Source organism: Streptomyces sp. TP-A0874, from assembly GCF_001748085.1.
Classification (GTDB): domain Bacteria; phylum Actinomycetota; class Actinomycetes; order Streptomycetales; family Streptomycetaceae; genus Streptomyces.
Genome location: NZ_BBZK01000003.1, coordinates 987554 through 1009680 on the forward strand (window position 1 = coordinate 987554; position 22127 = coordinate 1009680).

Annotated in this window: 21 protein-coding genes; 14 read left to right on the forward strand and 7 right to left on the reverse strand. The window is 70.6% G+C overall.

All coding sequences use genetic code 11. The features are described 5' to 3' along the window. Positions 1-293: 293 nt before the first annotated feature. The 3 genes from BGP73_RS04090 (at position 294) to moaA (ending at position 3567) form a co-directional block, all read left to right on the forward strand. On the forward strand, positions 294-671 hold the full coding sequence (locus BGP73_RS04090; protein WP_069811984.1) for a DUF485 domain-containing protein: 378 nt from the start codon (positions 294-296) through the stop codon (positions 669-671). Next, on the forward strand, positions 668-2305 hold the full coding sequence (locus BGP73_RS04095; protein ID WP_107473939.1) for a solute symporter family protein: 1638 nt from the start codon (positions 668-670) through the stop codon (positions 2303-2305). The genes BGP73_RS04090 and BGP73_RS04095 overlap by 4 nt, the downstream gene beginning before the upstream one ends. A 272-nt stretch (positions 2306-2577) precedes the next feature. Further along, a complete protein-coding gene (moaA, locus tag BGP73_RS04100) occupies positions 2578-3567 on the forward strand; it encodes a GTP 3',8-cyclase MoaA (RefSeq protein WP_069811985.1) in 990 nt (329 codons plus the stop codon). Here the strand turns inward: moaA and BGP73_RS04105 are convergent. The 3 genes from BGP73_RS04105 to tyrS form a co-directional block, all read right to left on the reverse strand. Next, positions 3550-3786 (reverse strand): hypothetical protein, encoded by a 237-nt coding sequence (locus BGP73_RS04105; protein ID WP_069811986.1) that lies wholly within the window; start codon positions 3784-3786, stop codon positions 3550-3552. The genes moaA and BGP73_RS04105 overlap by 18 nt on opposite strands. A gap of 305 nt (positions 3787-4091) precedes the next feature. Continuing rightward, the gene (locus tag BGP73_RS04110; protein ID WP_069811987.1) at positions 4092-4475 is read right to left on the reverse strand and encodes a DUF3099 domain-containing protein; all 384 of its coding nucleotides are present in this window, start codon (positions 4473-4475) and stop codon (positions 4092-4094) included. 132 nt (positions 4476-4607) lie between these two features. Further along, positions 4608-6026 (reverse strand): tyrosine--tRNA ligase, encoded by a 1419-nt coding sequence (gene tyrS / locus BGP73_RS04115; RefSeq protein ID WP_069811988.1) that lies wholly within the window; start codon positions 6024-6026, stop codon positions 4608-4610. Positions 6027-6345: 319 nt separating this feature from the next. Between tyrS and BGP73_RS04120 the strand changes: the two genes are divergently transcribed. The 3 genes from BGP73_RS04120 to fabI all read left to right on the forward strand — a co-directional run bounded on the left by BGP73_RS04120 (position 6346) and on the right by fabI (position 8533). Then, positions 6346-6885: a DUF1648 domain-containing protein gene (locus tag BGP73_RS04120; protein ID WP_069811989.1), complete on the forward strand. Its 540-nt coding sequence runs from the start codon at positions 6346-6348 to the stop codon at positions 6883-6885. A 168-nt stretch (positions 6886-7053) separates the two neighbouring features. Then, complete coding sequence (fabG, locus tag BGP73_RS04125; RefSeq protein WP_069811990.1) at positions 7054-7758, forward strand: 3-oxoacyl-[acyl-carrier-protein] reductase; 705 nt, start codon at positions 7054-7056, stop codon at positions 7756-7758. 4 nt (positions 7759-7762) lie between these two features. After that, positions 7763-8533, forward strand: coding sequence for an enoyl-ACP reductase FabI (fabI, locus tag BGP73_RS04130; protein ID WP_069811991.1), 771 nt, complete (start codon positions 7763-7765; stop codon positions 8531-8533). 150 nt (positions 8534-8683) lie between these two features. On the opposite strand, the gene BGP73_RS04135 is transcribed toward fabI, so the two are convergent. Continuing rightward, positions 8684-9376 carry a FadR/GntR family transcriptional regulator gene (locus tag BGP73_RS04135; protein ID WP_069811992.1) on the reverse strand — a complete coding sequence of 231 codons (693 nt, stop codon included), beginning with the start codon at positions 9374-9376 and terminating at the stop codon, positions 8684-8686. An 84-nt stretch (positions 9377-9460) separates the two neighbouring features. Here BGP73_RS04135 and BGP73_RS04140 point away from each other — a divergent pair, with 84 nt between their 5' ends. Continuing rightward, positions 9461-10759 (forward strand): CynX/NimT family MFS transporter, encoded by a 1299-nt coding sequence (locus tag BGP73_RS04140; RefSeq protein WP_069811993.1) that lies wholly within the window; start codon positions 9461-9463, stop codon positions 10757-10759. Positions 10760-10920: 161 nt separating this feature from the next. Here the strand turns inward: BGP73_RS04140 and BGP73_RS04145 are convergent, their stop codons facing one another. Next, positions 10921-11613 carry a phosphatase PAP2 family protein gene (locus BGP73_RS04145; protein WP_069811994.1) on the reverse strand — a complete coding sequence of 231 codons (693 nt, stop codon included), beginning with the start codon at positions 11611-11613 and terminating at the stop codon, positions 10921-10923. Positions 11614-12118: 505 nt separating this feature from the next. Here BGP73_RS04145 and BGP73_RS04150 point away from each other — a divergent pair. The 4 genes from BGP73_RS04150 to BGP73_RS04160 all read left to right on the forward strand — a co-directional run bounded on the left by BGP73_RS04150 (position 12119) and on the right by BGP73_RS04160 (position 14738). Further along, positions 12119-13231, forward strand: a complete 1113-nt coding sequence (locus tag BGP73_RS04150; RefSeq protein WP_212732773.1) for a hypothetical protein — start codon at positions 12119-12121, stop codon at positions 13229-13231. Positions 13232-13388: 157 nt separating this feature from the next. Beyond that, complete coding sequence (locus BGP73_RS23740; protein ID WP_280138127.1) at positions 13389-13505, forward strand: SGM_5486 family transporter-associated protein; 117 nt, start codon at positions 13389-13391, stop codon at positions 13503-13505. A 358-nt stretch (positions 13506-13863) separates the two neighbouring features. Then, positions 13864-14091 carry a hypothetical protein gene (locus tag BGP73_RS04155; RefSeq protein WP_069811995.1) on the forward strand — a complete coding sequence of 76 codons (228 nt, stop codon included), beginning with the start codon at positions 13864-13866 and terminating at the stop codon, positions 14089-14091. 104 nt (positions 14092-14195) lie between these two features. Beyond that, positions 14196-14738, forward strand: coding sequence for a SixA phosphatase family protein (locus BGP73_RS04160; protein WP_069811996.1), 543 nt, complete (start codon positions 14196-14198; stop codon positions 14736-14738). 63 nt (positions 14739-14801) lie between these two features. Here BGP73_RS04160 and serB read toward each other — a convergent pair whose 3' ends face one another. Then, complete coding sequence (gene serB / locus BGP73_RS04165; protein ID WP_069811997.1) at positions 14802-16037, reverse strand: phosphoserine phosphatase SerB; 1236 nt, start codon at positions 16035-16037, stop codon at positions 14802-14804. A 323-nt stretch (positions 16038-16360) separates the two neighbouring features. Between serB and BGP73_RS04170 the strand changes: the two genes are divergently transcribed. Continuing rightward, the gene (locus BGP73_RS04170; RefSeq protein WP_079127199.1) at positions 16361-18919 is read left to right on the forward strand and encodes an ABC transporter ATP-binding protein/permease; all 2559 of its coding nucleotides are present in this window, start codon (positions 16361-16363) and stop codon (positions 18917-18919) included. 125 nt (positions 18920-19044) lie between these two features. Here the strand turns inward: BGP73_RS04170 and BGP73_RS04175 are convergent, their stop codons facing one another. Further along, entirely contained in the window at positions 19045-19734 is a 690-nt protein-coding gene (locus BGP73_RS04175) for a transglycosylase SLT domain-containing protein (RefSeq protein WP_069811999.1), read from the reverse strand. 517 nt (positions 19735-20251) lie between these two features. On the opposite strand from BGP73_RS04175, the gene BGP73_RS04180 reads away from it, so the two are divergent. Continuing rightward, positions 20252-21412, forward strand: coding sequence for a GAF domain-containing sensor histidine kinase (locus BGP73_RS04180; RefSeq protein WP_069812000.1), 1161 nt, complete (start codon positions 20252-20254; stop codon positions 21410-21412). Beyond that, the gene (locus tag BGP73_RS04185) at positions 21405-22046 is read left to right on the forward strand and encodes a response regulator (protein ID WP_069812001.1); all 642 of its coding nucleotides are present in this window, start codon (positions 21405-21407) and stop codon (positions 22044-22046) included. Before BGP73_RS04180 ends, BGP73_RS04185 begins: the two co-directional genes overlap by 8 nt. Positions 22047-22127: the final 81 nt, after the last annotated feature.

Sequence of the window (22127 nt, forward strand, 5' to 3'; positions counted from 1 at the left end):
GATCTGATCAATGTATCCGGACAGAAAGTCGGGATTACGATTCAGCTTGGCCCGGTTGGCCGAAGATGACAGTGCTTCAGCATGTTTTCCCGGAGTTGTCCATCTCGGATCCGGGGTATCGAGAGCGGAATCAAGCCCCATTGGGCGTAACCGCCATTCGCTGTGAAACTCCCGGGAACTTGCCCCTGTTGGGCGGGCGGTGCTGAGGCTTAACATGCCGCATCCGGTGTCGGCGTGATCAACCTCACTCCAACGCCTCGTCATCCCAGCAGCCGCACACCACTGGAGACGCTGTGGCATCCGCATCACCCCCACCCCAGGACTCACCGGACCGGGCGCCGGAGTCGCCCTCGGAAGCGCCCTCCGGTGCCGACTACCGGGAGGTGCAGGGGAGCACGGAATTCGCGGAGCTGCGCCGGGCGCACCGCTCCTTCGCGTTCCCGCTCACCGTCGCCTTCATCGCCTGGTACCTGCTCTACGTACTGCTGTCGAGCTACGCCGGTGACTTCATGAAGATCAAGGTCGCGGGCAATCTGAACATGGCGTTCGTCCTCGGCCTGGCGCAGTTCGTCACCACGTTCCTCATCGCCTGGTGGTACTCGCGGCACGCCGAGGCGGAGCTCGACCCCAGGGCCGAGGCCATCAAGACCCGACTGGAGAGCGGCGCATGATGCACCTTTCCCTCGCAGCGACGAGCACCCTGGCCGTGGAGGGGGTGGACGAGCACCGGCCGCTGATCATCTCGCTCTTCACGGTGTTCGTGCTCATCACCCTCGGCATCACGGTCTGGGCCGGCCGGCAGACGAAGGACGCCACCGACTTCTACGCCGGCGGGCGCGCCTTCACCGGCTTCCAGAACGGTCTGGCGATCTCCGGCGACTACATGTCCGCCGCTTCCTTCCTCGGCATCGCCGGCGCCATCGCCCTCTTCGGCTACGACGGGTTCCTCTACTCGATCGGCTTCCTCGTCGCCTGGCTGGTGGCGCTGCTGCTGGTCGCCGAACCGCTGCGCAACTCGGGCCGCTACACCATGGGCGATGTGCTCGCCTACCGGATGCGCCAGCGCCCCGTGCGGACCGCGGCCGGCCTGTCCACGATCGTGGTCTCGATCTTCTACCTGCTGGCCCAGATGGCCGGCGCCGGTGCGCTGGTGGCCCTGCTGCTGGGAATCACCAGCGAGGCCGGGAAGATCCTCATCGTGGTGCTGGTGGGCATCGTGATGATCCTCTACGTCGCCATCGGCGGTATGAAGGGGACGACCTGGGTGCAGATGGTCAAGGCCGTGCTGCTGATGGCAGGCACGCTCCTGATCACCCTCCTGGTGATGTTCAAGTTCAACTGGAACATCTCCCGCCTGCTGGGCGAGGCCGCCGAGACCAGCGGGAACGGAGCGGCGTTCCTCCAGCCGGGGCTGAAGTACGGGGTCGACGCTATCTCGAAGATCGACTTCATCTCGCTGGGCATCGCACTGGTGCTCGGCACCGCGGGCCTGCCGCACATCCTCATCCGCTTCTACACCGTGCCCACCGCGAAGGTCGCCCGGAAATCCGTCAACTGGGCGATCGGCATCATCGGCGTCTTCTACCTGATGACCATCGCCCTGGGCTTCGGCGCCGCCGCCCTGCTCTCCCCGGAGGAGATCAAGTCCTCCAACGCGGCCGGCAACACCGCGGCCCCCCAGCTGGCCCAGGAGATCGGCGGCGGCGCGGGTTCGACCGGCGGCGCCATCCTGCTCGCCACCATCTCGGCAGTGGCCTTCGCGACCATCCTCGCGGTGGTCGCCGGGCTCACCCTCGCCTCGTCGTCCTCCTTCGCCCACGACCTGTACGCCAACGTCATCCGCAAGGGGAAGGCGACCGAACAGGAGGAGGTGCGGGCGGCGCGCTGGGCCACCGTCGGCATCGGTGCGGCCGCCGTCGTCCTGGGGGTCTTCGCCCGAGAACTCAACGTCGCCGGACTGGTCGCGCTGGCCTTCGCGGTGGCGGCCTCGGCCAACCTGCCCACTCTGCTCTACAGCCTGTTCTGGAAGAGGTTCACCACCACCGGAGCGCTCTGGTCCATCTACGGTGGACTGGGGGCCTCGGTGCTGCTGGTGCTGTTCTCACCGGTGGTCTCGGGCAAGGAGAGCTCGATGTTCCCCGGCGTGGACTTCCACTGGTTCCCGCTGGAGAACCCGGGCCTGATCTCCATCCCGCTGGGCTTCCTGCTCGGCTGGATCGGCACCCTGCTGTCCAAGGAGACCGCAGACCGGGACAAGTACGCGGAGCTGGAGGTCCGCTCGCTCACCGGCAGCGGCTCCCACTGAAGCGGAGACGGCTTCCCCGGCCGCCCGGCCGTACGGCGAAGGACGCTCCCCGGCGGAGGTCGGGGACGTCCGGAGCCGTACCCCGGGCGGCCCGGCCGTTCCAGGGCCGGCTCCTCGCAGTCGGGCCCGCCGCCGGTCCTCCGGGAAGCCGGCGAACCACTGAGCCCCGAGCGGTCGCGTACGCTGCACAGAGTGGAGCCTCGCCTTCCGGAGGCGAGGCCGCAGGTCGCAGCCGACACAGCCCGCAGGAAACCGTGGAAGGGGCCGCAACCGTGCTCATTGACACCTATGGTCGAGTCGCCACCGACCTGCGGGTCTCGCTCACCGACCGATGCAACCTCCGCTGCACCTACTGCATGCCGGAGGAAGGCCTCCAGTGGCTGGCCAAGCCCGACCTCCTCACCGACGAGGAGATCGTCCGGCTGATCGACATCGCCGTCACCCGGCTCGGCGTCACCGAGGTCCGCTTCACCGGCGGCGAGCCCCTGCTCCGGCCCGGCCTGGTCGGCATAGTCGAGCGCTGCGCCGCGCTGGAGCCCCGCCCCAAGATGTCACTGACCTCCAACGGCATCGGCCTGGAACGCACCGCCGAGGCGCTCCGCGAGGCGGGTCTCGACCGGGTGAACGTCTCCCTCGACACCCTGCGGCCCGACGTCTTCCGGGAGATGACCCGGCGCAACCGCCACTCGGACGTCCTCCGGGGGCTGGCCGCGGCGCACGCCGCCGGACTCGCCCCGGTCAAGGTCAACGCCGTGCTGATGCCGGGCCTCAACGACGATGAGGCCCCCGAGCTGCTGGCCTGGGCCGTCTCCCGCGGATACGAGCTGCGCTTCATCGAACAGATGCCGCTCGACGCCCAGCACGGTTGGAAGCGGGAGGGGATGATCACTGCGGCGGACATCCTGCGGAGCCTGCGCGACCGCTTCGAACTCACCCCCGAAGGGGAGGGGGAGCGGGGTTCGGCGCCGGCCGAGCGCTGGTTGGTGGACGGCGGTCCGGCGCGCGTGGGGGTGATCGCCTCGGTCAGCCGCCCGTTCTGCGGAGCCTGCGACCGCACCCGGCTCACCGCCGACGGGCAGGTGCGCAACTGCCTGTTCGCGCGGGAGGAGACCGATCTGCGCACCGCCCTGCGCTCCGCGGCTCCGGACGAGGAGATCGCGCGGCTGTGGCAGGAGGCGATGTGGGGCAAGAAGGCGGGCTCGGGGCTCGACGACCCGTCGTTCCTCCAACCGGACCGGCCGATGTCAGCGATCGGCGGCTGACCACTCCTCGAAGGCGACGGTCTCCTTGAGGAAGCCCCGGACCCCGAGGAACTGCGCCAGGTTCTCACGGTGCTCGTCGCAGGCCAGCCACGTCTTGCGGCGCTCCGGCGAGTGCAGTTTCGGGTTGTTCCAGGCCAGCACCCAGACGGCGGCGGCCCGGCAGCCCTTGGCGGAGCAGATGGGGGAGGGGGGACCGGCTTCGGTTTCGAGGAGGTTCACGGCCCCCAGGCTACGGGCTGTCCCCCGGGGACCCGGCGGGCGCACGGCGACGGCCGACGCGGGGGCGTCGAGGCAGCCGCCGCAGGCTCGGTCGCCACCGCCGAGCCGGCGGCACGGTGCGTGGGGCGCCTGCGGATACGGGCCGGACGTGACGACGCCGGGCAGCCACGGGGGGAGCTGCCCGGCGTCGATCCATCGCTCCGACGGGGGATACGGAGCGCCTACGAAGTATGGCACGGGGGGCAGGGACCAGTGCACCGGAACGACGTTATTGATCTGAGCTTTTCCTGAGGTTCGGGGAGGCCTCAGGCGGAGGGGTTCGCTCCGTCTTCGGGCCGATCGGCCTCCGGCCCCTCCGCGGCCTCCGGCCCGGGCGCCGCCGAGGCGTCCCCGGCCGCGGGCAGCGCCCCGCGGACCGGTGGGATGTGCGTGGAAGGCAACGAGGTGGCGTTCTCACGGCCAGCGTTGGCGATCACCACGGCGACGTACGGCAGCACCACGCCCAGCAGCAGGGCGACCACCGCCAGATGCCTCTCGACGTCCCACAGCGCCGCCGCCCCCAGCACCGAGGCGGTGCGCACCAGCATCGAGATCGTGTAGCGGCGCTGCCGTGCCCGTACGTCCTCGGCCAACCCCCGGCGAGCCCCGGTGATCCGGAAGATCTCCGTGCGGGGCTGTTTCCGCGTCACGTTCCACCACCTGTTCCTCGTCCGGAAGACGGTCGGGTCGGGACGGGCCCCACGCTACGCCGGTCTCCCTCCCGTCCCGACGGTCCCGCTCCCGACAGTCGTCCGGTGCCCGTCCGGCAGCCGGACGGGGCGCTAGCGGCCGTCAAGACGGGCCAGCTTGCGGCCTGCCTTGAGGTATACATCCCCCTCCTGTCGGCCCACCCCGGCGTCGACGAGGCACTCGGCGAGCACCTCACCGAGCGGTCGGACCACCGCCGACTCCGGCACCAGCAGCGCCTGCTGGCCCTCGCCGTTCTCCACCACGATCCGCAGCCCGTTCTGCTTGGCCAGCCGACGGGCCGCCGAAGCGCTCGGGGTGAACTCCAGCACCTTGGTCAGCACGGTGGCCACGGTCTCCTCGCCGTGTTCCGCGAGGCCCACCCGCGGCAGGGCCTCCACGTCGGCGAAGGTCCGCTTCGAGAACTGCGCGACGAACCCGGTCCGCGCCGCCATCGCCGCCGGCACTCCGTGCAGAGCCGAGACCACCTCGCCGGCCAGCACCTTCTTGAGGTCCATCGGATGGAGCGACCTGTCCTCGATGCGGGCGCTGACCACGTCGATCTCGGCGTCGGTCCATTCGGTCCAGGCCCGCAGGTACGGGAGCATCAGCCGGTCCGGAATCGACATGATCTTGCCGAAGACGTCCTCGGCCGTCGAGGCCAGGGCGACGGCGTTCCCCTTCGACTTGCTCATCTTGGCTCCGCTGCCGTCGATCCCCTCGATCAGCGGCATGGTGGCGATCAGCTGTGGCCGCTGGCCGTGGATCTCCATCACCTTCCGGCCCATCTGCATGTTCAGCAGCTGGTCGACACCGCCGAGTTCGATGTCGGCGCTGATCTCGGCCGAGTCGATGGCCATCGCGACGGGGTAGATGAGCTCGGACATCGTCAGGCCGTGACCGGCGGCGAGCCGGTTGCGGAAGTCCTCGCGCTGGAGCAGCGCGGAGGCCGGCACCTGGGAGAGGATCCCGATCAGCCGGGGCAGGGTGATACCGGCCAGCCACTCACTGTTGTGCCGGAAGTCGACTCGATCGAAGTCGAAGAACGGCTTGACCTGATCGCGGTAGCCGGCGAGGTTGCGTGCGATGTCCTCGTCGGTCAGCGGGGGGCGTTCGTCGGAGCGGCCCGACGGGTCGCCGATCTTCGCGGTGACGTCCCCGATGATCAGGGTCACCTCGTGCCCCATCCGCTGGAAGCGGCTGAGAACGATCATGGGCACGGTGTGCCCCAGATGGACATCGGCGGCCGTCGGGTCGATGCCGAGCTTGACGACCAGGCCCCGCCCGGCCTTCCGGGCTTCGGTGATCCGCTCGGCGAGCCCCTCCGGGGAGGGCAGCAGCTCCACCGCGCGCCCGGCGATCAGCTCCGCCTGCTCCCCGGCGGACAGGTCCGTCAGGTCCAGGGAGCGGCGCGCCTCCGTCTCGGTGAGCAACTGCTCCACGGCCTTGTCGGAGGAGAGGTCCTGGGTCAGCAGTTCGCTGACGCGAGCGACGGATTCGCCGAGGCGTGTCATGTGTTCGGTTCCTGGGCTCGGAGGTGGAGGGGGCGCGGTGAGCGTGGACGGAGGGACGGCCTCGATTCTATGGGGTCGCTCCAGCGGCCCGGCCGCGCCTCGGAGTGGGGCCGGGCCACCGGCCGCGGACCAGCGCTGTTCGGATTCCTCGACCACGGTGTACAGCGTTTCGAATACGGTGGCAGTGTGGGGCGGCACGGATACGCGGCGCCTCCCGCCTCGCACCGCCCCGACGGCCCCGACGACCAACGGGCCGCCCCCGGCCAGACGCCTGGCCGCCGCGGTGCGGCAGGGGGGGCCGAGCAGGAGGGGGCAGCAGATGGACGACAGGTTCCGGGACGTTCTTCCCTGGCGGTGGCTCCTGCCGAGTCTGCTGCTGCTCCTCGGCCTGGGGGTGTGGGGTGCGTCGGTCTACCCGGAGCTGCCCGAGCAGGTGCCGCAGCGCATCACTGCCGGGGGCGCCGTCGACGAGTACGCGACCAGGTCGGTCGGGTCGGTGTTCCTGCCGGTCTTCGTCTACGCCGGAGTCACCGCCGTACTGATCGCGACCTCGATCGGGATGGCGGGTATGCGCACCGAGGAGGAACTGCCGCCCGGGGAGGGGCTGACGGGGCTGGTCAACCGCCCGGCCGACCGCACCGCCGTCCGGCGGATGGCGAAGGCGCTGCTGCTGCTCAACTTCTGTGTGGGTCTCACCATCGCCGTCACCTGCACCGCGACGTGGCGCCCCGGAGGCCTGGACCACGTACCGGGATGGTTCCTGGCCCCGGTGCTGGCGCCGTCGGCGGTCGGTACCGCGGTGCTGCTGGTGGTGGCCGTCCGGGAGCAGAGCCGAGCCCGCCCGGGCCGGTCCCGCTGACCGGGGCCCGGCCCGTCCCCGGTCACCTCCGCCCGCCGCCCTCTTCGGGCGTTTCTGTAGGGACCCGACAGCGGGCGGCTGGTGCCCCTGTCAGTGCCCGATTCCCCGTAACGGCTCTCGGGCCGATAGCTTTCCAGGGGACCCGACCACTAGCGAAAGGGTGATCCGTTGAGCCGCTCGGTTCTCGTCACCGGAGGAAACCGGGGCATCGGCCTCGCCATCGCCAGCGCCTTCGCCGAAGCGGGCGACCAGGTCGCCATCACGTACCGGTCGGGGGAACCGCCGGCGGGCTTCCTCGCGGTCAGGTGCGACATCACGGACCCCGAGCAGGTCGAGCAGGCCTACAAGGAGATCGAGGAGAAGCACGGCCCGGTCGAGGTGCTGGTCGCCAACGCCGGCATCACCCGCGACCAGTTGCTGATGCGGATGTCGGAGGAGGACTTCTCCAGCGTCCTGGACACCAACCTCACCGGGGCGTTCCGGGTGGTGAAGCGCGCTAACCGCGCGATGCTGCGCGCCCGCAAGGGGAGGATCGTGCTGATCTCCTCGGTGATCGGTCTGCTGGGGCAGGCGGGGCAGGCGAACTACGCCGCTTCCAAGGCGGGACTGATCGGTTTCGCCCGGTCCCTCGCGCGTGAGCTCGGTTCCCGGAACATCACCGTCAACGTCGTCGCCCCTGGTTTCGTCGACACCGACATGACCCGGGTGCTCAGCGACGAGCAGCGAGAGGCCATCAAGAAGCAGGTGCCGCTCGCGCGTTACGCGCAGCCCGAGGAGATCGCCTCCTCGGTTCGCTTCCTGGCCTCCGACGAGGCCGCGTACATCACCGGAGCCGTCATTCCCGTCGACGGCGGATTGGGTATGGGGCACTGATCATATGAGTGGAATTCTCGCCGGCAAGCGGATCCTGGTGACCGGAGTCATCACCGATGCCTCCATCGCCTTCCACGTCGCCAAGCTCGCCCAGGAGGAGGGCGCGGAGGTCGTCCTCACCGGCTTCGGCCGGCTCACCCTGGTGCAGCGGATCGCCAAGCGGCTGCCCAAACCGGCCCCCGTCATCGAGCTCGACGTGCAGAACCAGGAGCAGCTCGACGGGCTCGCCGACCGGGTCCGAGAGCACTTCGGCGAGGACGCCCGGCTGGACGGTGTCGTCCACTCCATCGCCTTCGGCCCGCAGGGCGCATTCAACTTCCTGGCGGCGGACTGGGCGGACGTCGGCACGGCGGTCGAGGTCTCGGCCTACTCGCTGAAGTCGCTCACCATGGCCTGCCTGCCGCTGATGGCGGAGGGCGGCTCCGTCGTCGGTCTGACCTTCGACGCCAAGTTCGCCTGGCCGAAGTACGACTGGATGGGCGTGGCCAAGGCCGCGCTGGAGTCCACCTCCCGCTACATCGCCCGCGACCTGGGCGAGAAGAACGTCCGCTGCAACCTCGTCTCGGCCGGGCCCATCAAGTCCATGGCCGCGAAGTCCATCCCCGGGTTCGAGGACCTCGCCGACGTCTGGAACCACCGTGCCCCCATCGGCTGGGACATGGCCGACCCGGAGCCCGCCGCCCGTGGGGTCGTCGGGCTGCTGTCCGACTGGTTCCCCAAGACCACCGGTGAGATCGTCCACGTCGACGGCGGCGTGCACATGATGGGCGCCTGAGCCCGTCCGGGAACGGACACGACGGGCCCACCCCATCGGGGGCCGGGCCCGTCGTGTCCGTTCCCGCCAGCCCACCAGAGCCCAGCCCCGTTCGGTCCGCGCCGCGGCGACGAGGAAACGGGGCGGTACGGGCCCGAAGGTGGCCCTCGGTCAGCCGGAGTGGGCCGGGGTGTGCTCCGGCCGGCACTTGAAGGCGTAGCTCGCCGCCTCCGTGGCCGCCATCTCGGCGTCCCCGGCGCGGATCGCGTCGACCAGCAGATGGTGGTCCATGTAGCTCTCGGCGCGCAGCTCGCGGCCCACGTCCTGCCGGAGGAAGGCCCGTAGTACGGCCCCGAGGTCGGCGTAGAGCCCCAGCAGCACCTCGTTGTGAGACGCGGCCACCACGGCCAGGTGCAGGTTCACGTCGGCGGCGACGAAGGCCTCCGCGTCCCGGGTCCGCCAGGTCTCCTCCCGCCGGGCGAGCAGCTCCTCCAACTGCTCCAGGTCCCGTTCCGTGCGCCGGACCGCGGCCAGCCGGGCCGCCGAGGACTCCAGCGTGCTGCGGACCTCCGCGATGTGGCGGTGCTCGGCGTCGGCGAACCGGCGGTGCATCACCCCGGCCAGCTCGCTGGTGGCGACCACGTACGTGCCCGATCCCTGGCGGATGTCCAGCAGGCCGTTGTGCGCCAGCGCGCGCACCGCCTCACGCACGGTGTTGCGGGCCACCCCCAGCTGTTCCACCAGTTCCGGCTCGGTGGGGATACGGGAGCCGACCGGCCACTCGCCCGAGGAGATCTGCCGGCGCAGCTCGGCGATCACCTGGTCGGCCAGGACCGAACGCCGGGGAGACCTCAGTGCAGCCATGCCGTTTCCCCGGGGGTGCGGACTGCGGCGGGACCGAGAGGACTGCGGGACGGGTCATTCATCCCATCATTCTATGATGGTTGGATGCCCGACGACGAGACCCGGATCCTGCAGCCACCACCGACCGCACCAGCCGACGCCCGACCGGACGGACTCCGGCAACCTGCGGACGCCGAGCGGGCACGTTCGAACCGCGGCTGGCTGATGGTCGTCGGCCTCGTGCTGGCCGCCCTCAACCTGCGCCCCGCCATCACCAGTCTCGGGGCGATGATGGAAGAGGTCCGCGACGGCCTCGGTATGAGCGGCAGCGTCGCCGGCCTCCTCACCTCGGCACCGGCGGTCTGCTTCGCCGTCTTCGGAGTGGCCGCCCCGCGCCTGGCGCGGCGCTGGGGACCGAGCGCGGTGGTCTGCGCCGGAATGGTGGCCATCGCCACGGGCGTGCTGGCCCGCTCCTTCACCGGGGGGACCGCCGGGTTCCTCATGGCGAGCGTTCTGGCCCTCGCCGGGATCGCGGTGAGCAACATCCTGATGCCGGTCATCGTCAAGAGCCGCTTCCCCGACCGGGTCGGCCAGATGACCGGCGTCTACTCCATGGGGCTCGCCCTCGGCACCACGCTCGCGGCCGCCGTGACCGTACCGGCCGCCGGCCTGGCCGGCGGCGACTGGCGGATCGGGCTGGGCCTCTGGGCGGTGCTGGCCCTGGTCGCCGTCGCGATCTGGCTGCCGGCCGCGGCCGGCCGGCGGAACGCCTCGGAGCGATCCGGGGGCGGGGCCGACCGGCGCACGACCGGGAACATCACCCGCAGCCCCACGGCTTGGGCCCTCGCCTGCTTCTTCGGACTCCAGGCCACCGCGGCGTACATCACCATGGGCTGGATGCCGCAGATCTTCCGGGACGCCGGAGTCTCGGCCTCCACCGCCGGGCTGCTGCTCGCCGTGATCATGGGGCTGGGTGTGCCGCTGTCGTACGTGCTGCCGAGGATCGCCGCGAAAATGCGGAGCCAGAGCCTGCTCTCCCTGGTTCTCGGGGCCTGCGGACTCACCGGTTACGCCGGTCTCTACCTGGCACCCGCGGCCGGGTCCTGGGTGTGGGCCGTTCTGCTCGGCGTCTCGAACTGCGCCTTCCCTCTCGTTCTCACCCTGATCGGGATGCGTGCCCGCAGCGGCGCCGGGGTGGTGCGGCTGTCCGCCTTCGCGCAGAGCGCCGGATACCTCATCTCCATCCCGGGCCCGCTGCTGGTGGGGGTGCTCTACCAGCACAGCGGGGGCTGGGGGCAGCCGCTGGCGCTCATGGCCGGGCTGATGGTGCCCCAGGTCCTGTTCGGCATGCTGGCTGGACGCGACCGGGTGGTGGAGGAGGAGTTGACGACCGCGCGACCGTAGCAGCGCACGCTGGCCGCCGCTTCCGTCGTCCGTGCTCGTCGCCTCGGATCCTGCCGGGCCCAGCGGTGGACGGTGGGGCAGCGTCCGGGGACCTGATCGCGCGCACCGGGCGGTAGGCGGACCCGTCTCGACACGGGAACCACACCGGTGGCGCTGCTCCGTCAGCCGGAACCGGACGCCCCGGAGCGGCGCCAGCCACCCCTGCCGGCTCTCGGACGGAGCCGCGCCACAGCCCACAGGCCGAGGCAGACCCAGGCGGTGGCGAAGAGCCATCCGCCGACCACATCGGTGAACCAGTGCACGCCGAGATAGACCCGCGTCAAGCCGACCGCCGCCGCCCAGCAGCAGGCGAGGGCGGCAGCCGCCGGCCCACCTCGGGAGTCCGCTCGCCGAGCAGCGAGCAGGGCGGCGATGAGCAGCCCCGCGGTGATTCCGGCCGTCGTGGTGTGGCCGGAGGGGAAGGACCAGCCCGAAGCGTGCGCCGCCCAGTCGTGTGAGGGGGGACGGGGGCGGGCGACCTCCGCCGCTGCCAGGCGTCGCAGGAGCTGGCCGGCGGCCAGGAACACCGCGCATCCGGCCGCCGACAGGAGCTTGCGTGGGATCGTCCGCCCCGCGATCAGCCCCGCCAGGGCGACCAGGACATACGGGAGGCCCCCGGCGCCCGTGTCCGTGACCGCTCTCGCCGCCCCGGCGGCACCGGCCGGCCGATGAGCGACAGACCAGTCGAGCAGCGCCCGGTCCACAGGCAGAGCACCCTTTCCGGACCAGAGGACCCAGACCGTCAGCAGCCCGAAGAGTACGCCGCCACCAACAGCCGCCCCGCCCGCGGGTGCCCCGAGTACCGGACGCGTCATGGACTCCCCCTTCCTTTCCGGACCTCTTCTCTCCCCACCTTCAGCGGGAGCCGGTCACCGCTCGGCGGAGTTCGTACTCACTTTCCCGGAACCGCGCCGCTTCCGGCCGTTTCGCGCCGCGGGGACAGCCGTTGGGACAAACCGCCCGGCTTCTCCCGGCGTTGCGGGTTAAACGAGCGGCGGTCGTCAAAGGGTGCGCCGAGAGTGTCAAGTCCTGACCCGGACGGACCGGTCCGGGAACGCGCGGTGTGTTCAAAAGCTCGAAACCAACCGCATGCGAATCAAAGCTATATGGCCCTCGGATAGGGCCTGATGCGTCAGGATGGCAGAGACCATGGCACAGTTGTTCCAACTGTGGCCTTATTGGACGGGAATGGCTTGGTTGCTGCCAATGAGGGCTGGCCGCACCTGGTGGCCAAGGACCTTCCGTGAGTGCGGCAGCCCCACCGCCCGTGCGTCAGCGGGCATTTGGCCGCACTCCGACGACGTGTAACGAGAAGAGCATATGACCATGATGGGTAGGATTCGGCCGCGTTCCGGAGCGATAGCGGCCGTAGCGGCAGCAGCGCTGTTCGGGGTGAGCGCTTGTGGCGGCGGGTCCGCCGAGGACAGCGGGGACAAGGTGTCCGCCACCGTCCCCGACAACGCCTTCCGGGCCAAGGCCGATATCGCGGGGGCGACGAGTATGTCGGTCGACGCCCGCTTCAAGAAGGTCGACAACGCCGCCGACGCCCAGTTGCTCGCCCCAGGCGTTGATCTGCACATCACCGGGGTGGCGCAGCTCGACACCCTGACCGCGGAGGTCTATGCCGACCTCGCCGGCACATCGCCCGGTGTGGACCGCGAGGGCAAGCCGGTCAAGGAGGTCTACCCGGCCAAGAACCAGGCCTTCTACGCCGTCGAGTACTCCTCCGACGATCCGCAGTGGGAGCCGAGGGGCGAGATCCCGGACAGTGTCGCCTCCGTCGTGGTCAACGGAAACGACGTCGCGGAGGTCCTCCGCACCGACGAGGGGACGATGCACCGGGGGACGATCGTCGCCAGCCTGCCCGCCGACAGCGCCCCCGACTCCGCGGTTCTGGAGGTCGAGACCGACGGGAAGTTCCAGAGCCTGAGCCTGCTCGACGGCCACCGGGTGAGCAGCGACGTCGAGCAGGTCTACGAGGTCGCGGACCGCGATGTCAAGGTCTCCTCGGTGGACGAGTTCGAGAAGAACTTCACCGGGTGGACCGGTGACAAGCAGCGGATCGCCGGGTCGGTGGCCGACGCCTTCGTCGTGCCCTGGCTCCATCGACGTGACGGCGGTGACGGCTGGGCCGGCTCGGGCAAGACGTACCTCTCCGTCGAGATGGAGTGGGCGGAGTTCAGCGCGACGAGCTTCGACGAGACGACCATGCATCTCGAACTGGACAACGGGAAGACCGTCCAACCGGGCAACGACCCCTCCGGGCTGAAGAGCGCCTTCAAGGACAGGGCCGTGTTCCAGATCCCGGCCGACACCAAGTCGGTGACCGTCGTCGTGGAGCCGCAGGTGACGGTCGGCGCCGGGTCGAGCGCCAAGAAGCACACCTGGGACCCCTTCGGCGCGAAGATCGCCATCTCGGGCGGCAAGGGCTGAGCCACTCGCCTCCGCTCGACCCCGCCGCGAGATCCGGCCGGTACCACCTCTCACCCAGGCCCGCCTCCGGGGCGGCGTCACGAGCGGCGGTGCCGGCCGCTCCCCGTCGCAGCGGGCGACGTCAGGAGCGGCCCACCGCCCCTCGTAGACTGGGAGCATGCCAGTGCTCGATCCCAGTCCCAAGGACGGCCAGAAGAAGCTGCTCGCCGTGCTCGGCACGATGCTCGCCATCACCGTCGTCATCGGCGCGCTCGCCAGCTTCCTCTCGTCGTGAACCCGGCGGTGGCCGCACCCCCCGGTACCGCACGGCCGGTACCGGGGGCGGTGACCGGCTGCCGTCGCCACCGTCTGCCGGAGGGGGTGCCCAGCCGTTCGTCAGACGGCCGGCACCCCTCCGCGCCCTCCGCAGCACCGCTCCGGGACAACCGGGGACGAATCGAACCGCGGCCCCACCCCCTAGGGGGTCGGCCTCAGGGACGATTGGGTGGCTCACCGGATGAGAACGGACCGCGGAAGCCCGTAGGTTCTCACTGTCGCCCCTCAGGGGACGGGGCGGCGGCCATCCACCGCCCGAAGCGGTGGGCGCGGCCGGTCGGCCGCGCCGTCACGGCCCCGAACCAGCGGAGGCACCCATGCCGGCCGGCTCGCGTACGCGGAGCAACTCACCACCCGAGGACGGCGGGCGGGTCTGGCTACCGTGGTGGGCGATCGCCCTGCCGGCCGCCGCCTTCGCCCTCCTGCTGACCCTGCTGCTCGGCCCCGTCGAGGCACAGGCCGCCTCCGGAGGCGTCAGCCTCGGCGGCGGTATCCCGCCGCTGCTCGGCCGGCTCCCGGAGGTGCTCCTCAGGCTGCTGATCTGACCGGTCAGACTCCTGACCTGACCGGGCGGACCGACGGCGGCAGTTGCCCGTCGCAAGGGCCAACAGCTGGCGCTCCACGGCGGGTTTCGTGCGAAGCTGGTGGTATGAGCGTCGCTGCATCTTCCCTGGGCACGCACCGCGAGCCCCGCAGGATCGTCCTCCTCCGCCATGCCAAAGCCGACTGGCCCGACGTGGCCGACCACGACCGTCCGCTGGCCGAACGCGGACGCAAGGACGCGCCGGTGGCCGGGGTCCGGTTGGCCGGTCTCGGCATCGACTTCGATCTCGCCCTCTGCTCGACCGCCACCCGCACCCGCGAGACCTGGAAACTCGTCGCCCACGAACTCCCCCAGCGTCCCAGAACGGTGTACGAGGAGCGGCTCTACGAAGCCACTCTCGGTGACCTCCTCGCCCTGCTCAACGAAGTGCCCGAGAGCGTGCGCAACCTGCTGCTGGTCGGCCACAACCCCGGGATGCACGCACTGGCCGACGCCCTCGCGGCGGAGGCCGAGGGCGACAGCCTCGAGCGGATGAACCGCGGCGGATACCCCACCACGGCCTTCGCCGTCATCGGGTTCGACGGCCCCTGGAAGTCCGTCGAGCACGGAGCGGGCCGGCTGCTGGAGTACTGGGCACCGCATTCCTGAGGGCCGGGGGCGGGGGTGGGCCTCCGCTGCGCCGCGGAGTCCCTCCCGGCCCGCTCGGGCCGTTCAGTCGAGGTCCGTCTCCGCGGCCTCGACCTCTTCCCGGGTGATGCCCAGCAGGTAGAGGACGGTGTCCAGGAACGGCACGTTGACCGCGGCGTGCGCCGCTTCCCGTACCACCGGCTTGGCGTTGAAGGCGACCCCGAGCCCGGCGGCGTTCAGCATGTCGAGATCGTTGGCGCCGTCCCCGATCGCCACCGTCTGCGCCAGTGGCACACCCGCCTCCGCCGCGAATCGCCGCAGCAACCGGGCCTTCCCCGCACGGTCCACGACCTCGCCGACCACCCGGCCGGTCAGTTTCCCGTCCACCACCTCCAGGGTGTTGGCCGAGGCGAAGTCCAGGCCCAGCCGCTCCCTGAGGTCGTCCGTCACCTGGGTGAAGCCCCCGGAGACCACGCCGACCTGGTAGCCGAGCCGCTTCAGCGTACGGATGAGGGTACGGGCGCCCGGGGTCAGCCGGACCTCGGACCGCACCGTGTCGATCACGGAGGCGTCCAGCCCTGCCAACAGTGCGACCCGGGCGTGCAGCGACTGCTCGAAGTCCAGCTCGCCGCGCATCGCGGCGGAGGTCACGTCCGCCACCTCCCGCTCACAGCGGGCGTGGGCCGCGAAGAGCTCGATCACCTCGTCCTGGATGAGCGTGGAGTCCACGTCCATCACCACCAGGCGCTGGGCGCGGCGCTGCAGACCGGACGCCACCACGGCGACGTCCACGCCGAGCGCGGCGGCCTCGGTGGCCAGCGCGGTGCGGAGCGGCTCGGTCTCGACGCCGGAGACGGCGAATTCCACGGCGGTCACCGGGTATTTCGCCAGCCGGAAGATCCGGTCGATATTGCCACCGGTGCCGGTGATGCTGGCCGTTATGGCGGCCGTCGACTCGGCGGTCAGCGGATGGCCGAGCACGGTGACGTGGGAACGCCCGGTGCCGCGCGGGAGGTTGTCGCCCGTGCCGGAGATGATCTCGGCCTGCAGCCGCATCGACTCGGCCCAGTTGTGGACCGTGGCCCGCAGCTGCCCCTCGGTGGTGCCGTTCGTCGCGGGGGCGGTGACCAGGGCGCACAGCACGATCCGCCCGCGGGTGACCACCTGCTCGATGTCGATGACCTCGACCGCGTAGCCGGCCAGTGTGTCGAACAGTCCGGCGGTGATACCCGGCCGGTCCTTGCCGAAGATCTTCACAAGGATGGTGGGGACGTCGTCCTGGGAGACGGCCGGAGAGGGTGGGGTCCGCAGTGCGCTCATGGTGTTTCCACCGTATCCGGACGGGTCTGCCAGGCGCTCGTCCGGTCCGGACTGCGGACGGCCCGGCCCGCCCGCCGCGGCGGTGCGGCGGCTCGGAAAGCCGGGGGACTCCGGGGCCCCGCCGCACCGCCCGACCGGCGGACGGGTGGGTGACCGGGATCACGCGCACCCGGTGCCCCGGGTTTCGATTCGGCGGACGGGCCTGGAATAGTTCCTCACGATGTTCAGCATCCCTAGACTCCCTGTGCAGGGGGAAACTCGGGGGACGACAAGTGGGGCCTGGAGTGCCGGAACTCGTACTGGAATTCAACGGAAACACCTGGATGCTCGAAGCGTCCAGGTCGTACAGCATCGGTCGTGATCCGCAGGGGGACGTGGTCATCGACGACGCCAGGGTCTCCTGGCGGCACGCTACCCTCCGCCCGGGCGGAGGCGGTTGGGTGATCGAGGACGGGGGGAGTACCAACGGCACGTACGCGCAGGGCCGACGGGTCCAGCAGGTGGAGGTGGGGCCCGGCTCCGCCGTCCACCTCGGCAACGCGAGCGACGGCCCGCAGCTGACCTTCTCGGGAGCGGCCGCCGGGGGCCAGCAGGCCGCGCAGCCCTACCCCGCGCCGGCCCAGGGGGGGCTCTCCCAGCAGTACGCCCAGTCGGCGCCGGCCCAGCCGGCCAACCAGAGCTGGGGAGCCCCGGCCGCGCACCAGCAGCAGGGGTGGCAGCCCCAGGCCCCGCAGCCGTACCAGCCGCAGCAGCAGTACCCCGGCATGTCGCAGCCGCCCCACCAGTCGTCGGCGCAGACCCAGCCCTATGCGCAGCAGGGACCGCCCCAGGGGGGCGCCCCCGCCGGCGCCGGACCGGGGACGGAGCTGCCGCGGCAACGCGACCGCAACCTGACCGGTTTCCACCAGCTGGCCGGGAACGTGATGAGGATCGGCCGGGCGCTCGAGAACGAGCTGGTCGTCTCCGATCTGCAGGTGTCCCGTCACCATGCGGAGTTCCGGCCGACACCGGACGGCCGCTTCGAGATCGTCGACCTCGGCAGCCACAACGGCACCTACGTCAACGGCCAACCGGTCCAGCGGCAGATCATCGGCCCGCACGACATCGTCGGCGTCGGTCACTCCACCTTCCGGCTGGTCGGGGACCGGTTGGAGGAGTACGCGGACACCGGCGAGGTCTCCTTCTCCGCCCGCCACCTGACCGTCACCGTCGACGGCGGCAAGCAGATCCTCCGGGACGTCTCCTTCGGAGCCCCGGAGAAGTCGCTGATCGGGGTCATCGGCCCGTCCGGCTCCGGCAAGTCCACGCTGTTGCGCGCGCTCACCGGATACCGTCCGGCCGACCAGGGCGAGGTCCTCTACGACCACCGCAACCTCTACAAGCAGTTCGCCGAGCTCCGCCAGCGCATCGGCCTGGTGCCGCAGGACGACATCCTGCACAAGGAGCTCACGGTACGCACCGCCCTGAAGTACGCCGCGAAGCTCCGGTTCCCCGGAGACACCGCCGCCGCCGAGCGGGAGGCTCGGATCGACGAGGTGCTCACCGAGCTCAAACTCGACGTCCACAAGGACAAGAAGGTCACCTCGCTCTCCGGAGGCCAGCGCAAGCGGGTCTCCGTCGCGCTGGAGCTGCTCACCAAGCCGTCGCTGATCTTCCTGGACGAGCCGACCTCCGGCCTCGACCCGGGCATGGACCGGGACGTCATGCAGCTGCTGCGCGGCCTCGCCGACGACGGCCGCACCGTCCTGGTGGTCACCCACTCCGTCGCCGAGCTGTCGATCTGCGACAAGCTCCTGGTCATGGCGCCGGGCGGTGCGGTCGCCTACTTCGGCCCGCCGGACGAGGCGCTGAACTTCTTCGGCTACTCCAGCTGGGCCGACGTCTTCTCGGCCTTCGAGAACTACCGGGACTACGACTGGGCCGGCCGCTGGCGCGGCTCCCAGCACTACCAGATGTACGCGGCCGACATCGACGCGGTGGCGCCGCAGTCCACCCACGTGCAGCCGCAGCTCTCGCGACCGCAGAAACAGCAGAGCTGGGGCTCCCAGCTGTGGACCCTGATACGCCGCTACTGCGCCGTCATCGCCTCCGACCGCGGGTTCATGGCCCTGATGCTCATCCTGCCAGCGGTGCTGGGCACGGTCAGCGTCGTCATCCCGACCGAGTTCGGGCTGACCTCGCCACCGCCGACCAGCAAGTCGTTGTTCAACCAGCACGCGGGCACCATCATGCTCATCCTCGCGGTGGGGATGTGCTTCTCCGGTGCGGCCAACTCCGTACGCGAACTGATCAAGGAGAGGGTGATCTACGAGCGGGAACGCGCCACCGGTCTCTCCCGCTCCGCCTATCTGATGTCGAAGGTGATCGTCCTCGGCGTCACCACGGCGCTGCAGGCCGTGGTCATCTGTGCCATCGGCTTCTCCACCCGCCAGCTGCCGGACGAGGGGCTGATCTTCCCGCCGGCCTTCGAGCTCTGCCTGGTCATCATCGCCCTGGGCTTCACCTCGATGATGTTCGGCCTGGTGATCTCCTCGCTGGTGAAGACCTCCGAGAAGACCATGCCGCTGCTGGTCATGTTCGCCATCGTGCAGGTCGTCTTCACCGGCGTGCTCTTCCAGATCTACGGCTCGCCCGGCATCGAGCAGTTCGCCTGGCTGATGCCCTCCCGCTGGGCGATCGGCGCCGCCGGGGCCACGCTGGACCTCTCCCACGTCATGGCCCCGTGGGACCGGAACAACCCCACCGACCTCGACCCGCTCTGGCAGAGCACCGTCGGTCAGTGGAGCCTCAACATGGCGGCGCTGATCATGATCGGCGTGGTCTGCGGCTTCGCGGTCGCCCGGCTGCTGCGGCGGCACGAGCCGGAGGTCATGCGCAAGTAGCGGCCCCCGGCCGGCAGCGGTGCGCCGTACCGCCTCCGGCCCCGCACGCACGAGAGCGGCGGCACCCTTCCGGGTGCCGCCGCTCTTGGCGCTCTATCCGTCCGGGGTCAGCCGGGCTGACCGGATCAGTACGCGGAGTTGACGTTGTCCATGGAGCCGTAGCGGTCGGCCGCGTAGTTGCAGGCCGCGACGATGTTCGCCACCGGGTCCTTCAGGTCGTGCTTGGTGCCCTTGACGTGGTAGGCGTCGAAGGTCGGCTGGATGACCTGCAGCAGGCCGATGGACGGCGTGCCGTTCTGGGCGTTGATGTCCCAGGTGTTGGCGATGTTCGGGTTACCGCCGGACTCACGGATGATGTTGCGGTGGATGCCCTCGTAGGAGCCGGGGATGCCTTCCTTCTTCATGATGTCCATGGCTTCCCGGATCCAGCCGTCGAGGTTGTCTTCGTACTTCTTCGGCTGGGCCTTGGGCTTGGCGCTCGCCGTCTCGTTCGCCTTCTTGGCGCCGTCGGCGAGGACCTTCTTGTCAGCCTTCTTCCCGGCATCCTTCTTCTGGTCGACCCCGCTGTCCGCCTTCTTCACGGCGAAGGAGGTCTGGTGCACCAGAGCGGCCTTCTGCGCCTGCGCGCCCTGGCCGGAGGCCTGCAGGGCGACCGGCTTGGCCGACAGGGCCTGCGCGCTCTGGCCGGCGTCGGCCTGGCCCGGCACCGCCGCGAACGCCAGCGAGGCGACGCCTACGGCGGCGAGACCGGCCGCGGAGTACTTGTGGGGCTTGGACAGACGGCGGAAAGCAGAAGAAAAGGTGGGGACGAACATACGGAATGAACCTCTTCCGATCGCGTGGGACGCCGCAGTGCCGTTCTTCGACCGACCAAGGCCCTGAGCGGTAGGGCCGCAGATGCCGGTTCTGGCAGAGAGCGCCACTTCTGACTTGGCGCCGTGCGACATCAGCCATTGTTAGCGGCCGGGAAAACCCCTGACAAAGGTGTGACGTACTACCCTCGATCGTGGCAAAGGACCCGTCCCGGGACCGTCCCGACCGGCGCTTCCAAGCCAAGCGGAAACCGGTGGTCAACTAGCCCCGGTCGTAGGTGACCTTGGTCCTATGCCGGGGCTCACAACGGGGCTCCCCGAAAATGACCGGACGGAGCGGCGGTACCACCTACCGTCATTGATTTCGCCGGCCCCGGGAGCGGTGTAGGAGGGGTGTCCCCACACCGCCGGCGAGCCAGCCGAGCCCACGGTCCGGCGGCGGCCCTTAGGCCCGAGGACCGAGGCGGGATGCGTCGCCGGACGGAGGGGCCGCTCCGCCCTCGCCGGTAGCGTGAGGGCCATGACCAGCGGCCCGCTACCCAGATCCGGACTAGCCGCGGTGAGCGGCGCCCTCCTGGCGATGAACCGGCACCTCGAGGTCCGCGACGTCCTCCAGACGATCGTGACCTCCGCCCGCGAACTCCTCGACGCCGAGTACGCCGCCCTCGGCGTCCCCGACGACCACGGGGGCTTCGCGCAGTTCGTCGTCGACGGGGTGAGCGAGGAGCAGTGGCGAGCGCTCGGGCAGCTCCCCCGGCAGCACGGGATCCTCGCCGCGATGCTCCGGGAGGCCACCCCGCAGCGGCTCGCCGACGTCCGTACCGACCCCCGCTTCCAGGGCTGGCCGAGCGCCCATCCGGAGATATCGGACTTCCTGGGGCTCCCGGTGGCGGACGGTGACGAGGTGCTCGGCGCGCTGTTCCTCGCCAACAAGAACTGCCCCCGGCCCCAGCCCCCCGGCCGGTGCACCTTCACCGAGCAGGACGAGGCGCTGCTCGGCATCCTCGCCCAGCACGCCGCCATCGCCCTCACCAACGCCCGCCTCTACGAGCGGAGCCGCGAGCTGACCATCGCGGAGGAAAGGGCCCGGCTCGCCCACGAACTGCACGACGCGGTCGCCCAGAAGCTCTTCTCGCTGCGGCTGACCGCCCAGGCGGCCGCCGCCCTCGTACACCGGGACCCGGCCCGGGCCAGGGAGGAGCTGGGGCAGATCACCCACCTCGCCGCCGAGGCGGCCGAGGAACTGCGCACGGCCGTCATCGAGCTGCGCCCGGCGGCGCTCGACGAGGACGGCCTGGTCGCCACCCTCCGTACCCAGGTGCAGGTGCTGGACCGGGCCCACAGCGCCCGCGTCGCCTTCACCGCCAACCAGGTCCGCGCCCTCCCGGCGGCCCAGGAGGAGGCGCTGCTGCGGGTGGCCCAGGAGGCGCTGCACAACGCGCTCCGGCACGCCGATCCGGAGCGTGTCGACGTGGCACTCAGCAGGCACGGCCCGGGTGTGCTGCTCCGGGTCAGCGACGACGGCCGGGGCTTCGACGCCGAGGCCGTGCGGACCGGCGGCCGCCACCTGGGCCTGGTGTCCATGCGGGACCGGGCCGGCGGGGTCGGCGGCCGGCTCACCGTGGCATCGGAGCCCGGGAAGGGCACCGTCATCGAGATGGAGGTTCCCGGCGGTGTCTGAGCCCTCCGCGATCAGAGTGTTGCTCGTCGACGACCACCAGGTGGTCCGCCGGGGACTGCGCACGTTCCTCGAGGTACAGGAGGACATCGAGGTGGTCGGCGAGGCCTCGGACGGTGCGGAGGGTATCGCCCGTACCGAGGAGCTCCGCCCCGACGTCGTGCTGATGGACGTGAAGATGCCCGGCACCGACGGCATCGAGGCGCTCCGTGCCATCCGGGAGTCGGAGCACCCGGCCCGGGTCCTGGTGGTGACGAGCTTCACCGAGCGCCGCACCGTCGTCCCCGCACTGCGGGCCGGTGCCGCCGGCTACCTCTACAAGGACATCGATCCGGGGGCGCTCGCGGGCGCCATCAGGTCGGTGCACGCCGGACACGTGGTGCTGGAGCCGGAGGTGGCCGAAGCGACACTCTTCCCGGGCGAGACCTCGGAGACGCGGGGACGGGCCGGTTCGCTCACCGAACGGGAGCGCGAGGTGCTCACCCTGATCGCCGACGGCCGTTCCAACCGGGAGATAGCCCGGGCACTGGTGCTCTCGGAGAAGACCATCAAGACCCACGTCTCCAACATCCTGATGAAACTGGATCTCGCCGACCGCACCCAGGCCGCGCTCTGGGCCGTGCGTCACGGAGGTTGAGCCGATCGGGGGTGACATCCGGGGTGCCCGTGTCATCCGGACCTCTCAGGCGTTCTGCAACACGTGATCCCGCGGCTGGGG